We start from the raw sequence: 16,846 nt of genomic DNA, 5'->3' as shown, positions 1-16,846 counted from the left end.
GTGCTAAAGTAAGACGCAAAGAGAGTACCGCCAAGTCACTAGACTCAGGCCGAATAACCACAGACTGGAAAGGTTATGTCTATAAATTTCAAAAACGACGACTTCTTACTTAAGCATATTAACCGGACAATGGACTTTTACCACCCTCGATGTATCGACCCCAGTGGTGGCTTCTTCCACTATTTTCTGGACGATGGCACCGTTTACAATCAACATACTCGTCATCTGGTTTCCAGTACCCGGTTTGTCTTCAATTATGCAATGGCCTATTTACAGACCCAGGAACCTGACTATCTAAATCAAGTACGTCACGGTCTGGATTTTCTGGAGACGGTGCATAAACAACCAAATGGTGGATATGCCTGGGTCATCAATAAAAATCAGGCTGAAGACACCACCAATCATTGTTACGGCCTTGCCTTTGTGCTACTTGCTAATGCCGTTGCACTTAAAGCGGGAATTGAGTCAGCTGCAGACACCATTGAATCTGTCTGGTGCATGTTAGAAGAAAGATACTTCCAAAATGATTACCAGCTGTATCTGGACGAATATAACGGTGATTTCAGTATCGCAGATCCTTATCGTGGTCAGAATGCCAATATGCACATGTGTGAAGCGCTACTAATGTGTTTTGAGGCGACTCGTGACGACAAGTTTCTCGAACGTGCTCATACCCTGGCATTTACGATGACAGTACAACAGGCCGAGCTGGCTGATGGCTTGATTTGGGAACACTACTCTGAGAACTGGCAAATAGACTGGGAATACAACCTGGATAATCCCAAACACCTTTTCCGCCCCTGGGGGTTTCAACCAGGCCACCAGACCGAGTGGAGCAAGTTACTGCTGATCCTGTACAGACACAAGCCACAAGACTGGATGATAGAGCGTGCACGCTACCTGTTTGACACCGCACTTGAAACAGCCTGGGACAAAGAACATGGCGGAATATTCTATGGTTTTGCGCCAGACACCAGCATTTGCGACGCTGACAAATATTTTTGGGTTCAGGCAGAAAGTTTTGCTGCCGCCGCTCTGCTTGCTCAGGCTACAGGCGAAGACCGCTACTGGCAGTGGTATGACAAAATATGGCAGTATTGCTGGGATAATATGATAGACCATGAACATGGTGCCTGGTACAGGATTTTGGACAGTCGCAACGAAAAGTACAGCAACGAGAAGAGTCCTGCTGGTAAAACCGACTATCACACCATGGGCGCCTGTTACGAAGTACTAAGAGCTAAGCAGCTCGGGCAGGAGAAACAATGAGTTTAGTATGTTTTGGCGAAGCCCTGATAGATTTTCTGTCTGATGGTAAAGAGCCTGAATCTTTTACTAAGTATGCAGGCGGCGCGCCTGCAAATGTCGCAGTCGCTGTTGCCCGTCAGGGTATTGCAGCGAGCTTCTGTGGGATGGTTGGTGATGATATGTTTGGCCAGTTTATCAAACGTGAATTGCAACATCATAAGGTAAATTGTGATTACCTGATGAGCACAGATAAAGCAAAAACTGCCCTTGCGTTTGTCTCTTTGGATAGCTCAGGAGAAAGGAGCTTCAGCTTCTATCGCCCGCCAGCAGCTGATCTGCTATTTCGCGCAGATGACTTTGACACAAAGATGTTTGATACCCATTCAATGCTGCATGTCTGTAGCAATAGCCTGACAGAAAACAGCATCTATAAAACAACCCTATCTGCATTGACTCAGGCACGCGCAAAGGGGATGACCACCAGCTTTGACATGAATCTGAGAGAAAACCTGTGGACATCCCTGACACACTGCTCAAAGCGTATCTGGCATGTAATTTCCAACGCAGATATTGTGAAACTGTCACTTGAAGAGCTCGAGTTTTTAAATACCCAAAGTCACCCGGGTCTGCCACAATCACATACCATCGACGCGATTATGGCCGCAAATGTAAAACTGCTCATCGTTACAGATGGTGGCAATCCGGTTCGATTTTATGGACGCTCATTTGAAGGGTCTGTCAATGTCCCTGATGTCAAAGCGGTAGACACCACTGCAGCTGGAGATGCATTCGTAGGAGGGTTACTGGCTACGCTCATCCGCCAGCAACAAAATCAGCCTATCGATTCATTACTGGGCGACCCAAATAGCGTAAACTCAGCTGTCGAATATGCCAGCCGCTGTGGTGCTTATGCGGTGACCCGTTATGGGGCTTTCGATTCTTTGCCTGAGCATAAAGATATTACATAAAGATTTGTGAGAGTGGGTGCACGGAAGCGCCTTTATTCTTATGCACTGGTCTGGTCTCTGATACTTCAAATGTGGATCAGATATTCACTATAAACATAGTAGAAAAACGGTGAACAAATTATGAGGCCAACCAGATAAAGTTTAAAAAAGCCATCCCGCTGCGCACTTAATTGAGCAACCACAGACACAGAACTTTGATCCTGCATTGATGGTGTTTTTGGGCGGTATCGACGATATACCTTCATAACACCCCAGCCGATAATGAAAGGTCCCAAAATAAGCGAAAAAAATAACCCTACCGCATACCAGGTTTCTGGAGCAACTCTGTCCATTCTTTACTCTCGTCGACAAAAAACACAGGTACATTCATACCTGCTTACATCTAAGCATTTGATTTAGTGTTGATCAATTATGCTATGCTAAGCGCAAGCGTATCACAGTAAAAAAATAAGAAAAGAACCGATTCATGAACAAAACCTATGTAGTGCTTCCTTTGACTGTCTGCCTGAGCGCCTGTATCGCAAATCAGGTCGAGATCACGCAATCAGAACACACGGTGGTCAAATATAAGACCACAGAAGGATATACAGACCGATTTACCAATCTCTATAAACAGCCAAAAAGCTACCCCTATACTTGTGAAGAATCCTGTTACCCGGATACCCCTTTTATTGAGTGCCAGGACAATATGGAACAGTGTACCTACGTAGGTGAGCGACCCAATGTCGAAAGCAATTACGGCTTTCAGGTAAAATGGCTGGGCCATGCGAGCTTTTTGCTAACTATGCCTGATGGACAGCAAATGCTCGTAGACCCCGTGAGCGAACAGTTTGATTGGCCAATTGACCTGGGTTTCAAGTTAACCGGGGGGTTTTATCGCACCGAACCAGACTGGCCCGCGAGCTCTGAGTTGGACAATCTAACTGGCGTTGTGTATTCCCATATACATTACGACCACTTCAATAAAGCAGATATAGCGGCCTTAGGGACTCAGCCAACCTACTATACCCCACTCGGATTTGCCGATTACTTTGCTGATGGCGGATACAAGATTAACGAGATGGCGTGGTATGCAAGTGCTCAGCAAAATGCGCTCACCATGCACTTCGTTCCTGCACACCATTTTAGCAGCCGGGTGATCGTCCCCTATCTGACCGAAGACAATGACGCAACATTGTGGGGTGGCTGGTTATTCGAGTATCAGGGCAAAACATTGTTCTACGCCGGAGATACTGGCTACTCTGCTCACTTCAAAGACATACAAAAAAAATACGGTGATATTGATGTTTGCCTGCTGCCAATCGCGTCGTATCACCATGAGGAGTATGGTAATTGGTATAGAAATGTTCACCTGACACCAGAAGACATGTTGGCAGCCGCCGATGATCTTAACTGTGAGCAGGTAGTGCCATGGGGATATGGCAATATGAGCTGGAAAATGGGAGATTTAACCTCCCACTCTGCGCTGTTTCGTCTGCTTCACGTAAAACAAACACTGGCACCAACGCGCCCTGTCTACATACTCAATGAGGGAGAGAGTGTGACTTTCTAGGCAAAGTCACAAACAGGCATTAATCTGTATCCCGCTCAGGCCAGGTAACGATGTGATCTTCAAAGTCATTTTCAAGATCTACGTCATTCTCACTAATGGCTTTGCCCAGGATACTAATGCCGGCGTCATGCATTGCCTGTTTTGAGCCATTATGAAGCAACGGGTGCCAGCTTGCCAGACCACGCCCTTCGTGCAACCTGCGGTAACTGCAGGATTGCGGCATAAAAAAGATGTCTTTGAGGTTATCTTTGGTTAACTGCACGCAAGAAGGCACCAATACCTGACGCTCTGTGTATCGCGTACAAGCACACGTATTTGCATCACTGTATTGACACACCACGTCAGTGTAAAGTAGCTCTTCCCCTTCTCTAAGTACGTCAGTGCTACTAAATTGTTCTTCCTCTTCTTCGTCAGAATCTATAAAGGAATGCAAACAGCACTTACCGCAACCATCACAAATGGCTTCCCACTCCTGCTGGTTCATTTCTTCAAGTGATTTTTCTATCCAAAAAGGAGTTGTACTCATAACGCCAAACTTGCCACATATTCAAGGGCCGCAAATTGTACTAGAAGAAACAGGCCAGCGCAAAACTGCCCTGTTTCTGTCCGGTGGGATTACTTCTGGGATTCGACCCAGCGCTGAATTTTAGCTTCTAGTACAGGCATAGGAACAGCACCATCAATCAGGACTTGATTATGAAAGGCGCGAATATCAAACTTCGCACCTAACTGCTGCTCGGCATACTCTCTGAGCTGTCTGATCTTAAACTGACCTACTTTATAAGACACGGCCTGCCCGGGCCAGGCGATGTAACGCTCTACCTCTGCTTCGACATCACTTTTCGCCATCGAAGAATTATCAAGCATAAAATCAATAGCCTGAGCACGTGTCCAACCTTTGGCATGCAAACCTGTATCCACCACCAGCCTCATTGCTCTTAACTGTTCGTCAGACAATCGTCCATACCACTGGTACGGGTCGGTAAACAATCCCAGCTCTTTACCCAGACTTTCTGCATACAATGCCCAGCCTTCGACAAACACCGTTGAGCCTCCGAATTTACGAAACTCTGGCAAATCATCAATTTCCTGCTGTAACGCTAATTGAAAATGGTGACCCGGTGCGGCTTCGTGTATAGATAATGTCTCAACAATAAACTTGGGCTGTGCTTTTAGGTTATGACTATTAATATAAAACACACCCGGCCTTGAGCCATCCGGAGCAGGACTCTCATAGGATGCCCCTGGGGCGGACGCTGCTCGGAAAGCTTCAACAGGCTTAACGACATAATCAGCCTTTGGCTTAATATCGAACAATAAAGGAACGCGTGCATCGATTTTCTTTTTCACGTCTTCATATGCCTTTATTAACTCGGCCTCAGACTGAAAATAGAACTCTTCGCTGTTCCGCAGATGCTCAAAAAATGCCTGAAGATCTCCCTCGAAACCCACTTTCTCTTTAACACTGCTCATCTCGTTGCGAATACGCTTCACTTCGCTCAGACCCAGCTGGTGGATTTCGGTTGCGGTCATATCAAGCGTGGTATTTTCTTTGATATAGTGCTGATACCAGGCCTGCCCATTGGGTAACGCACTATAACCCACCGACGCTCTGGATGCGGGCAAATAAGTTGTTTCTAAAAAGTTGACCATCTCGCGATATGCTGGTGCCAGAGTACGCTCGATGTAATGTTTGTAAGACTGCGTAATTTGACGTTTTTCTTCATCAGAAAATGAATCAGGTAAATTCTGGATTGGTCCCCAGAAAACAGAGTTTTCTGCTTTATCAACAGCATGCGTTCTAAATTGAGGGATCACTTTAATTGTGATTGCACGCGGTAATACAACATTGCGTTCAATACCCTGGGTCATCATAGCCTGAACAGACTGCAACCAGATAATAAAGCCATCAGCGCGTTTAAGGAAGTTACTGTAGTCATCAACCGTTTTAAAAGGTTGCGCGCTTTCGCCAGAACCCATGGCTGCGAATACATGATGAGGACCGTACATTTGGTCAATGGGCATAAACTGATCATCAAACTGTTCAGCAGCTTTGTTTTGCACCAGCTCGTAATGGAGAATATCGTAGGATAATTTTGCCTGGCCGCTTAAATTATTACGGTCGAGCGCTTCCAGGCGTGCGAGATATCGAGCAGTGAATGCACGTGATTGGGCAAGGCTATCAGGTCCAAGCGGTGGCTCGAACTTATCGTTGTACTCAGACATACCAAAAAAAGTGGCTGATAACGGGCTGAGCGTAATGCTTTCATCGAAGTAAGTCTGTGCAAGCGTCATCATCTGCGTATTCGCATCCGCTTGCTCAACACTGTGTTGTTGAGACTGCACATTGACGGATGTTGCTTCACATCCAGTCAGTGCAAAACCAACGATGAGCGCTACCAGGGTTTTTCTTATCATGTCTGTAACCTTACTCTTAGTCTATATCGCAGCGCAGTCTGCCAGACATCAAGCAGATTACAACTATTTTCTATGCCAAAGCCATGTCTGTCTCTGCGGTAGGCAGGATAATTTCAATACACAATCCGCCCAGCAGGCTATTGTGCGAATCAATTTTACCCCCATGACACTCGACAATTTTTTTGCACACCGCCAGACCCATGCCTTTGCCCCCACTCAGCGAGCTGCGCGACGCCTCTTCCCGGAACAAAGGCTGAAACAACTGCCTGTGCGCATCATAGGACAATGGCATACCTGAATCTTCGATTCTCAGTACCAGATTTTGCTCGGTTACCAGTGCGCTCATTTTAATGTCAACGCCTTCACCACCATACTTCAGCGCATTTTTCACGACTTCCAAAATGGCGTTGCCAATAGATCGTTTATCAAACTGCATCGTAAAGTGTGGGTCGAGTCGATTAATTACTTCAAGTCGCGCTTTTTTAGGGTCCACATAGGTCATACAGGTTTGGAAGGTTTCGTTGATGAAGTGCGCCACTTTTACATTTTCTTTGTTGAGAATACTTGCAACGTCTTTATCGCCCGTCACGAGCATCAACTGATCGATAAACTTGTGAAGCTCATCGATCTTTGCCATTAATTTGGCATAAGAGTCTTCGACATTTTCAACAATATTGTATTGCAATGACTCAACCTGGATTTTCATCACAGTTAACGGTGTACGTAACTCATGTGACAGGTCGGTGAAAAGTTGTTCTTCTTTGGCTTTGAGCTGATTCACCTGCTCATTCACCACCTGCCTTTCACTATCAACGGTTCGGTTAAGCGCATTAACTTGTTGCTCCAGATGTCTGACTAACTGTCCCTGAAGTGATTTATGTTGCAGTGCCAGCGCTACGGTAAATAAAAGCACTTCTATGAGATAGCCCACTTTAATGAAGGACGTGATCTCGAACACATCAATCAGGTTGCCATAACTCGCCCCGACTATGGTCAACACATTTAGAAATAGCAGGTGATTAATCAGACTATATGTGAAGGTGCGCATTCCGGGCCCTTTTTGTCTGAAACTCCAAATACAGGTATACACAAACAAAGGGATAACAAATGTACTGGCAAGTAAGTTGTAATATACACTTTCAAGGTACAATGCGGTGGGTACTAATATGATGTAAAGCCAGGTCGCACAGACATAGACAGTATTAAGCGTCGGGTGATAGTGTTTTAGCTGTAAAAAGCCACGTACAAATAACAAGTGGAATATAGGGACTATTGCCATCAGCGCTATCGAGAACTGACCACTGAAAAAACCATGATTGGGCCAAAAATACTGAAATGAGAAGCCCGCCATATCAATCACAATAAGCAAAAATAACAAAGTCCACATAGCATAATAAACATTGGTGGTATTGCGGTTGAAGGCGAGGTTAACAATGACGATGAGCAAAATGGCAGCCACAACACCGGCCAGACTGGCATTGGTAAGTATGCTGAGTTGTGAAGTGGATAAATAGTTAGCATTGGAGTGTAAACGCAAATTAGCTGGTGCATTTGCAAACGTTTGGTACTCAATCAGGAACTCGTTGTGACCCGGTCTTAAGTCTAATGGCAAGTACATTTGTGGGTCCTGGACAGGTCGTTCATCAAACCTCGCGTCTTCATCCTGCGCTAGCACCTGCTTAAGCTCCCCCGCCTCCACCTGATAAACCACCAATTTTGGTAACCTGGCAAAGCCAAATGAGAGTACCCAATCCGCTGATCTTGATTGATTGTCGAGTTTCAGCGACACCCATTTAGAATAAAGTTTATGTTGCGGTCGCTTGTCAATATCGTTCAGGGGAGCAAATTGCGGGAGTAGCTCGGGGATATCGCCTGGTACTTTGATTTGCCTGTCATAATCATAAAAGAAGGTAGCGCTATTCAAAGTAAGCTGAGTGGTCGTGTCGTCAATGACCAATCTCTGCTGCTGTTCTGCGCTCGTGGCATGACCTGCAAACAAAAAGCTCACTATTAAAAGCAATAAGATAAAACGCATGAACAAGACTCGGTAACCATTTGTAACTATCATAGGTCTAAATCGTGTATGAAATGTGGAGTCAGGACAATTTTGCGAATCGCCCTGCGATTAATGTAAACCAATGTAACACTATTGCGAAATCCAAAATAGCACCAATTATTAGAAACTTAAAAAAAAATCTATAAATTCTTCATAGACAAAGTGTCAAACTGTCGCCTTTAACTTTGAGTACCTGGTTAAATGACAGTCACACTGAAATATTTCTGTCATATAACTTTGTTTTAATCCGCCCTGAAATAAAAACGTCATCAAAGTGCCACATAGCTTGGCCAGACATAACTGAGTAAAATCATGAGTGAACAAAATCAAACCTCTCTTTTTGCAAAGATCTTAAATTGGACCGCGATTGCATTACTGGTCTATCTTGTTTTAGTTGCTGTAGGCACCGTAAGTGGTGGTTTTAAATTAGCTTCAGGCGGCACAGAAGGTGCTAAAGAAATCTTCGCATTCGCAACGAACCCGTTCGTCGCGTTAATGCTGGGTGCATTTGCCACCGCGCTCGTTCAGTCTTCATCTACCGTAACTTCAGTTATTGTTGGTCTGGTTGCAGGTGGTCTGCCGTTAGGCATCGCCATTCCTATGATCATGGGTGCTAACATTGGTACGACTATCACTAATACACTGGTTTCAATTGGCCATATCCGTGATAAAGAAGAATTCCAACGTGCATTTGCCGCATCGACAGTGCATGACTTCTTCAACTTGTTTGCAGTAGCAATTTTCCTGCCGCTGGAAATCATGTTTGGTCTGCTGGAAAAATTCTCTGCAGCACTGTCGCATCTGTTCGTCGGTGATGCAGACTTATCTCTGAAGAGCTATAACTTCATCAAACCACTTGTAAAGCCTGCTGTTGGCCTGGTTAAAGACGCAGTAAGCTTCCTTGACGGTAAAGCTGTAGGTATTGCGATGGTTGTGGTTGGTATTGCCATGATCTTATTCGCAGTAACCACCTTGGGTAAACTGCTTAAGAAAGCACTTGTAGGCCGCGCAAAAGAGCTTCTGCACAGTGCAATTGGTCGTGGCCCAATCGCTGGTATCAGCTCAGGTGCAGCCGTAACCGTGATGGTTCAGTCTTCATCAACGACAACTAGCCTGATGATCCCTCTGGCAGGCAGCGGTGTATTCAACACGCGTCAAATCTATCCATTCACATTGGGTGCGAACATTGGTACAACTATCACAGCATTACTTGCTGCAACGTCTATCACCGGTCCTAATGCAGAAGTTGCACTGACAATTGCATTGGTACACGTTATGTTTAACGTATTCGCTGTTGGCCTGATATACGGCTTGCCACTGCTTCGTGAAATCCCGCTGCAACTGGCCGAGAAACTGGCACGCATTGGAACACGTAATAAATCTGCGGCATTTGGTTATGTACTAGGTTCCTTCTTTGTATTGCCTGGCCTGTTGATGCTTGCAATCAAATAATCTGGCATACAAAACAACGAGTAATTCCTTACTCGTAAAAAGGGCTCATTCATGAGCCCTTTTTTAATAATTTTGACATATAACCCCGGCATAATGACATCGGTTTAATCTTTCGGCAGAATCATGAATACACGTAAACGGTCTTTGACTTTTGATATACAGGACCAGGCCCAGCAGCTGTTTTTCCTTGAGCAAGGCTCACCATTCGATCAACTTGAGTTTTACATCGAGCAGGACCAATTGGTCGTGACGTGTCAGCTACCACAGGACGCAGTGTCAGGTAATCAAATCCGTATTACGGCAAATCACCAGGACAATCGTGATGTTGACTTTGTAGGCATGGCAAAGCTCAAAGAAAAAGATATTATGATCGGTACCATTGAAGTACGCCTGAGCGGAGCTGGAAAAAGTGGCTCGTATAATCTGCAATTGAGTTTACTGGGTTACAAACAACGCGTAAAAAACAGCATGGATTACATGGCGTACCTACCGCGTGAAATACACCCGAATGAAAATCAAGCTCTGGTTACGGCCAAAAACGCAAGGCATGCCGGTGGATTGTTTCAGGCTGTCACCCAATATCTGCGTACAGAATTTAATAACCTGCTAGGCTCAACCAGGCAGGCTTATCTTACCGAACGAAAATGATCCACCACCAGCCACGCATTCATTAGCCAGGACCGCAAATAATGCCGCTTCTTTAGAATCAACACACACGCCATCTTGCGACAGCTCAGACACCTCATAATCGTCTGGCAGTCCAGACCCAATCTTACTGACCAAAAATGTGTTGTGCGCACCGCCACCACTGACTATCAATTGCACGGAACCATCCAACTTAAGACGCTGTATATGTTCCAGCACACACCAGACAGTTAACTCATTCAGTGTAGCAAGCACGTCATAAGAAGACGGTAACTCAGGGCATTTGGCCCGCATTTCTTCCAACACGGTAAGATTAAACACTTCAGGTCCGGTTGTCTTTGGCGTGTCGAAATGAAAAAAAGGTATGGTTTTTAGCAAATCGAGCAAACTTTCGCAGACTTCTCCCTTTGTGGCTAACCGTCCACCTTCATCGAAAGGCACATCAAAATAACGCTGACAAAATGCATCCATAAGCGTATTGCCCGGCCCGATGTCTGAACATTGCACATCTTCAACCCGGCCATTACGTGGTAACACAGTGAAGTTTGCAATCCCACCAAGGTTTAACAAAATACGATGCACCTGTGTGCTCTGATATAACAGGTAGTCGCCGTACTGTGCCAGTGGCGCGCCCTCGCCTCCCTTTGCAATGTGCTTTTGTCTGAAATCCGAAACGGTGATTATCTGAGTATGTGTTGCAACCTGATCTCCGTCCCCTAGCTGCAGTGTCCCGTCACCGAAATCGACATGCATATGCTGATGATGAGGGCAGTGAAATATAGTCTGGCCATGGCTGGCTATCAAGTCTATGCCTGACCTGTCGACTTGCCACTGTGACAAAGTTTGATTGATTAATTTTGCGTGGTATTGCCCAATCCATGGGTTAAGTAAGGTGAGGTATTCGAGGTTAATGGTCTCTTTGGCAAAAACTGCTCTCACCTTGGTTTTAAATTCGCTGTCGTAGGCGCAGGTTTTAAATTTTAGCAACTTACATTGTGTTTCTGTGCCTGAGCCAGTCACCTCACACAAGGCCAGATCCAGCCCATCGAGAGACGTGCCGCTCATCAACCCCAGAATTCTACGGACAGGTTTGTTTGAGATTGCGTGGAGCTGACGAATTTGTTTAAGTCCCATTGCACTAATATCCTTCGTTATTGGCTGCAACTACTGCCACAACGGGATAATCATTGACGCCCAATTCCAGTGTGAAATTGCGTTTTTCATAGCCCTCGAGCAAAATTTTTTCCGGTAACGCGTTAACGCGCAATGCTGTTCCATCGGCATAAATCACCATAAGCTGCTCAGGTTCAAGGATACGTCTGCCGGACGAAAGGTTTTCAAGGCTGAGTATCACAGCGCGGTGTCCATCGTCATTCGACATTGCAACACTGCGGTTGACCTTAAAGTCACTTTTTGCTGGTTTCATGCGATCTGCACGGTCAAAAAATAAAGCGCCAAGGTTCATTTGCATGCTATCAAAACGATAGGGCTTAAGATCATCGGCAACAGCAGAAACCGAAACCAGCATCATTAAACTCATTATCAAGCCAGCTTTGCGCATACATCACACTCCGTAAAATGTCTCAAGGCTCGCACTTTTTGGTCGAGCTTCTGTATTTATGCCATATTGACCAATTAAATCGGCTATCTCGTCTTTCAGGGCATCGATAGCGGCATTAATTTCATCTATTTGCTGCTTATTAAATGATTTTCGACTTAACATAAAATGAATCGCGTTGTCGTTTACCACATAAGGATGTATTCGCATCTGCTCAAAACCGAGCTTCTCGATGTAGTAAAAACCTGAAAATTCATCTTCTATCAAAAAGTCGACGCGTTTACGATTGACCAATTGCATGCGCTGGCTGATGCTAGGGACTTCTAGCAACCGCTCTCTGTACCAGGCAATTTTTAGAATTTGTTCGAGCTCTTTACCATAGTATGCACCGGGGTTGGACACAAAGGTGTGCTCTGAGGCGAATAGTTCAGTCAAACTTCTCACTTCTTTTACCCGTTCCTTGCGCGTAAATAAACGCATTCTCTCACGACGGTATGCCTGACTAAAAAACGCCAGCTCAGCTCTTTGCGTATTGAAACTGGCAGAAGGCAAGATATCAATAAATCCCTTGGATAACTCAGTGATCCCCCGGGCGGATGACGGTAACTGTACAAAATCGATGCACAACTTGGCTTTACTAAACACCCTGCGGGTGATATCTACATCCAAGCCATAAGGCACTGTGTCGCGATACATCACATAGGGTGGCCAACTGGTACCAACACCAACCTTATAACGTGTATCGCATTGCTCACTGGCTAAAGCAACGACGGGCAGGAAAAACAAGAGAAAAATTAAATGCACAATGTCTAACTATCATTAATATTAGCTAGATTATGAAGGATATCTGGCAGAAAACAAAGGCGCCTAAGCGCCTTTGTTGGTTATTGTTGGCCAATCCCTTGGTCAATCAGAGCCAAACCCCGGCCTCTGATATCAACATATTTATAGCGCTTTCCACACCATCGCTTTGCCAGGTTCTTCGCCACGCGTCCACCATTTGGCTTCGTACAAATTACCCTGGTAGCTAACGCGGTCGCCGCCGACATAGACTTTGTTTCTATCCCATGGATCTGCACCAACTGTAGCGTCAGTCACGGTCACATCAAATGAAGCTGTAGTCGTAGCAGTGCCATCTGATACAGCAACTGTCACCTGGTAAGTCGTATCCTGCGTTACTTCTGGTGCAGTAATTGTTGCGTTAGCGCCCTGACCACTGACAGTCAAACCATTGCTTGCCGACCAAGTGTAAGTGAGTGCGTCACCATTTGGATCCGTTGCACTTACCTGTACTGACGTGCTGGTGTTTTCCGCAAGTGATACTGCAGCGATTGGGGATACTACAGGCGCATCGTTACCTGTTGAAGGCGCTTTTACCAATACAGTGACATTACGCGTAGTAGTTGCTGCACCATCAGATACCGCAATCGTTAACGTATACTCGGTATCCTGAGTAACCACTGGTGCCGCAACACCGACTGCAGTAGTCGTTGCATTAGTCAGCGTCAGAGCACTTGGCGCACTCCATGCGAAAGTCAAAGGCTGATTATCAGGGTCAGACGCCGTTGCTGTCACTGTGATTGAGCCACCTGACTGCATAACAACGTTACTATCTACAGACACAACTGGCGGCTTATTAACCGGCACGCCACCTGTCAGGCCATCGTACATTGCATTTAGAATGTCACCATTGTCTGCGTCAATTTCCCAGGCAAACAAACCACCCAGGTCATACAAGTTAACATAACGGCCTTTTGCTTCTACAGAACGCGCGCTGTCAAAAGTCAGCAGTTTACCATTGCTGCGATTCCACACGTAAGCCGCCTCGGCTTGGTCATCATAGCCTACTTCAAATCCATTCAGGCCTGTACCATTCGGACCAACCAGATTAGCCGCAATAGCTTTATAATCCATGATGCCTGGTTCCCAAACACCTTCAGACGTTGAGCCTGCGTATTTACCATTGCCCGGTGCAGTCATTGGGTTACCAGGGATAGTGGTATTCTGGTCTAGCACGCCTTCCCAGCCACGGCCATACATGGCAGCACCCATAACAATTTTCTTGGAATTAACGCCCTGTTGAAGCAGCAGTTGTACCGCATTGTGGGCAGTATAAGCTGGACCCTTACGCGGCTCACCATTATCATCTAAACCAGTGCCATTACATTCGTCCTGACTCAGGTGCGAACCACAATAGAGTCCAGTCTGGTGACCAGTAACATTGTTCCAGCCGCCGTAAAAGTCATACGTCATTGCAAAGATGTAATCCATGTACTGCTGAGCAGCCTGATAGTCAACATCTTCAATTTTGTCGTAACCAGAACCGATTGCTGATGTTAGCTCATAGGTACGGCCAGTTTCGGCTTCCAGCTCGTCAAGCATGGCACGAAGCTCTGCCATCAAAGCGATATATGCAGGACCATCATTGACCGGGTCGCCCAAATCAGGGTTTGGACCGTCCCCACCTGGGAATTCCCAGTCAATGTCTACGCCGTCATAGAATTTCCAGGTTTTCAGGAATTTCTTCATTGAAGCGACGAAAACATCACGGTTTGCTTTAGTTGTAAAGCCGTGGAACGGGTCAGAAAGCGTCCAGCCACCAACAGAAGGCAGAATCTTAAGGTCAGGGTAACGCTGTTTAAGTGCCATCAGCTGAGCATATGTACCACGGATCGGGTCGTTTTGATTCACGCCAGGCAGTGTTTTCTGCACAGCAGCCCAAGGATCGTGAATGACGACTTCATAATCTGCTGTTCCCGCACAAGCCTTTTGCAATGCGCGCCAGCTGTTACCATTTTCAATTTCTTTCAGCGACTCATTCGCGCCACAGATTGGAATAAATCCATACAGCAGGTGACTCAGGTTTTGTGCAGGAATGTTGGTAACGTCAAAGTCACGGCCGTAGATTCCCCATTCTACAAAGTAAGCACCTGTCACTTTGCCCGGGATTGTGCCGTTGTTACGGTTATTCGGGTTAACATCCATAGGCAGAGGCTCAAGGTGACCACCATCTGTATCGGCAATCACAATCTCTTTACCAGCACTTCTCGCACAGCCCGTGCTATCACACAGTTCAACATACAAAGTATGGCGACCAGATTGCATATAAGGGAAAGTGATAGTGCCGCTCTTAGTACCGGCAGTTAACGTACCTTCATTGACAAGCTGATTGTCAAAGTAGACTTTATAGCTATCACCGCCAGTGCCACTCCAGGCGTTCCATTTAATCTGAATATCGACTTTATCTTTAGCAGTTACCAAGTCTTTGTATGACCCGTTTCCATCGAGTACAACATCTACAAATGAATACACTTGTGGCTCCCAGCTCAAGCTAGGTGTTGAAGGTGCAGCCAACACTGAACCGCTCATGAGTGCTAAGCCTATCGCTGTACTTATCTGTTTAATTTTCATTACTTTCTCAACCTTATTTACATGTTATATCCAAACCCCGGGGGGTGAGTTATTGGTACTGCTTAAAACTGTTTTGTCTGACTAAAGTGCTTTCCAGACCTGTGCTTTTCCTGGTTCCTCTCCACGTGTCCACCATTTGGCTTCATAGTTTTTATTACCATGAGAGACTTTATCGCCACCTACGTAGGTATTTGAGGCTTTCCATTGAGGGTAAGTTGATACAGGCACGTCCTTAACCGTGATAGTGAAGTCTCTGGAAGTAACAAGTTCACCATCCGATACGGCAACCGACACGGTGTATTGTGTGTCAGCTGACACTTCGCCACTTTGTATAGAGACGGTGGCGCCGCTGCCTGTCATCGAGAGCCCGGCTGGCAGTGTCCAGTTGTAGACTAACTCGGTCTGCTCATCATCAAAGGCATGCACATGTACCTGTACTTGGGCATTCTCATCCATCACAACCGGATCTGGTTGATGAACCGTCGGAGGCGTGTTTGGCGCTTTAGGTACGATAGTGAGGTTATAGGTGTACGCCGCATCTGTTACGAACACTTGGTTACTGAGCAAATTCGCGTCATCAAACACCACGTCGCCATTGGTTTGTTTGACTCCCACCTGAACATCATTGGCATAGGTTGCATTCAGCTGCCCTGCCAGCACACTCGCCCAGTTGGCCTGGTTTTGTGCCGTTACCGCTAAGGAATGTTTGACAATTTCCTGGCCGTTTTGGTCAAAAACGCGCGCCCAGACAAGGTCGCCAGCGTTAGCCGTCTGACCCCGGCTGACAAAATAGCCAGCTGCGTACCAATCGGTAGGCTGCGAATCAGAAACTATATTGATGTCGCTACAGTTGTAAAAGCCTTCTCCAACTACATCATTGCGCTGCCAGCGCGTATACAAAATTGCGTCACCACTGCGGCCTTGAGGAATCTGAATGGTCATTTCGTAAATACGTTTACCATCCGGATCTTTTACGAAATCCACGTTGCCGATCTCTGTGATCAGGTCAATACTGCCCCAGGTCATGACATCTGTCGCCGGGTTAAACCCTGGCTTGGTCAGATAGAACTTCCAGAAGCTGGGGTTGTGCGGCGTTGTCGCATGAAAGCGAATTGCCAGCTCACCATTTGCATTTGGACGAACATCTGTCTTTTGCCAATCGGCTGACGGTAAGTTCATACCGCGCTTTTCATGCGAACCTGCCGCACAGAGCGTGCCGTCTGGTATGTTCTTCTCTACAGCCTGTTGGTTGTTGTAATCAGGCGTATTGACGGCGAATTCGTGTTCCTGAATAAACTGTACATAGCCAGATTCCAGGTAAGCAGCCCGACAGGCAGCATTGGGGATATTGGAACCATCTTCTGGCCACCAGTACCCGCCCTGGTCTTCACAAATAGCCTGCCTTGCCAGCGGAAAATCCATGTAACCATGGCTTGCGGCCAGGTCGCTGTAGCACAGAGCTGACAATACCAATGCACTGATTGCGCTCTGTTGTGTTAATAATTTTAACATTTTCATAGTTTGCCTCTATCATAGGG

14 protein-coding genes are annotated in these 16,846 nt (G+C 46.1%); 5 read left to right on the top strand and 9 right to left on the bottom strand.

From position 1 onward, the window contains the following. The first annotated feature begins 75 nt into the window (after positions 1-75). Positions 76-1,269, top strand: a complete 1,194-nt coding sequence (locus tag PRUB_RS26215) for an AGE family epimerase/isomerase (RefSeq protein ID WP_021032826.1) — start codon at positions 76-78, stop codon at positions 1,267-1,269. Then, positions 1,266-2,216, top strand: coding sequence for a carbohydrate kinase family protein (locus tag PRUB_RS26210; RefSeq protein ID WP_010381285.1), 951 nt, complete (start codon positions 1,266-1,268; stop codon positions 2,214-2,216). Before PRUB_RS26215 ends, PRUB_RS26210 begins: the two co-directional genes overlap by 4 nt. A 65-nt stretch (positions 2,217-2,281) precedes the next feature. Here PRUB_RS26210 and PRUB_RS26205 read toward each other — a convergent pair whose 3' ends face one another. Continuing rightward, entirely contained in the window at positions 2,282-2,548 is a 267-nt protein-coding gene (locus PRUB_RS26205; protein WP_010381284.1) for a hypothetical protein, read from the bottom strand. A gap of 134 nt (positions 2,549-2,682) precedes the next feature. Between PRUB_RS26205 and PRUB_RS26200 the strand changes: the two genes are divergently transcribed. After that, the gene (locus PRUB_RS26200; RefSeq protein WP_010381282.1) at positions 2,683-3,768 is read left to right on the top strand and encodes an MBL fold metallo-hydrolase; all 1,086 of its coding nucleotides are present in this window, start codon (positions 2,683-2,685) and stop codon (positions 3,766-3,768) included. A 19-nt stretch (positions 3,769-3,787) separates the two neighbouring features. On the opposite strand, the gene PRUB_RS26195 is transcribed toward PRUB_RS26200, so the two are convergent. From PRUB_RS26195 to PRUB_RS26185, 3 genes are all read right to left on the bottom strand, one after another. Beyond that, positions 3,788-4,294 carry a YcgN family cysteine cluster protein gene (locus PRUB_RS26195; RefSeq protein ID WP_010381277.1) on the bottom strand — a complete coding sequence of 169 codons (507 nt, stop codon included), beginning with the start codon at positions 4,292-4,294 and terminating at the stop codon, positions 3,788-3,790. A gap of 89 nt (positions 4,295-4,383) precedes the next feature. Then, positions 4,384-6,186, bottom strand: coding sequence for a DUF885 domain-containing protein (locus tag PRUB_RS26190; RefSeq protein WP_010381275.1), 1,803 nt, complete (start codon positions 6,184-6,186; stop codon positions 4,384-4,386). Positions 6,187-6,256: 70 nt separating this feature from the next. Further along, positions 6,257-8,221 carry a sensor histidine kinase gene (locus tag PRUB_RS26185; protein WP_010381273.1) on the bottom strand — a complete coding sequence of 655 codons (1,965 nt, stop codon included), beginning with the start codon at positions 8,219-8,221 and terminating at the stop codon, positions 6,257-6,259. A 333-nt stretch (positions 8,222-8,554) separates the two neighbouring features. Here PRUB_RS26185 and PRUB_RS26180 point away from each other — a divergent pair, with 333 nt between their 5' ends. Then, a complete protein-coding gene (locus PRUB_RS26180; protein ID WP_010381270.1) occupies positions 8,555-9,694 on the top strand; it encodes a Na/Pi symporter in 1,140 nt (379 codons plus the stop codon). A gap of 123 nt (positions 9,695-9,817) precedes the next feature. Beyond that, positions 9,818-10,342 (top strand): hypothetical protein, encoded by a 525-nt coding sequence (locus tag PRUB_RS26175; RefSeq protein ID WP_010381269.1) that lies wholly within the window; start codon positions 9,818-9,820, stop codon positions 10,340-10,342. Here PRUB_RS26175 and PRUB_RS26170 read toward each other — a convergent pair. The 5 genes from PRUB_RS26170 to PRUB_RS26150 all read right to left on the bottom strand — a co-directional run bounded on the left by PRUB_RS26170 (position 10,307) and on the right by PRUB_RS26150 (position 16,826). Next, the gene (locus tag PRUB_RS26170; RefSeq protein WP_010381267.1) at positions 10,307-11,473 is read right to left on the bottom strand and encodes an anhydro-N-acetylmuramic acid kinase; all 1,167 of its coding nucleotides are present in this window, start codon (positions 11,471-11,473) and stop codon (positions 10,307-10,309) included. The genes PRUB_RS26175 and PRUB_RS26170 overlap by 36 nt on opposite strands. Positions 11,474-11,477: 4 nt before the next feature. After that, positions 11,478-11,879, bottom strand: a complete 402-nt coding sequence (locus PRUB_RS26165; RefSeq protein WP_198452409.1) for a hypothetical protein — start codon at positions 11,877-11,879, stop codon at positions 11,478-11,480. A gap of 24 nt (positions 11,880-11,903) precedes the next feature. Next, positions 11,904-12,701 (bottom strand): substrate-binding periplasmic protein, encoded by a 798-nt coding sequence (locus tag PRUB_RS26160; RefSeq protein ID WP_010381262.1) that lies wholly within the window; start codon positions 12,699-12,701, stop codon positions 11,904-11,906. A gap of 141 nt (positions 12,702-12,842) precedes the next feature. Next, positions 12,843-15,308: a glycosyl hydrolase family 18 protein gene (locus tag PRUB_RS26155; RefSeq protein ID WP_010381261.1), complete on the bottom strand. Its 2,466-nt coding sequence runs from the start codon at positions 15,306-15,308 to the stop codon at positions 12,843-12,845. Positions 15,309-15,389: 81 nt separating this feature from the next. Further along, positions 15,390-16,826, bottom strand: coding sequence for a lytic polysaccharide monooxygenase (locus PRUB_RS26150; protein WP_010381259.1), 1,437 nt, complete (start codon positions 16,824-16,826; stop codon positions 15,390-15,392). Between the last annotated feature and the right edge of the window lie 20 nt (positions 16,827-16,846).

This window comes from Pseudoalteromonas rubra, assembly GCF_000238295.3.
GTDB lineage: Bacteria > Pseudomonadota > Gammaproteobacteria > Enterobacterales > Alteromonadaceae > Pseudoalteromonas > Pseudoalteromonas rubra.
The sequence above is the reverse complement of the archived record's forward strand: the minus strand, read 5'-3'. Positions and strand labels throughout refer to the sequence as shown.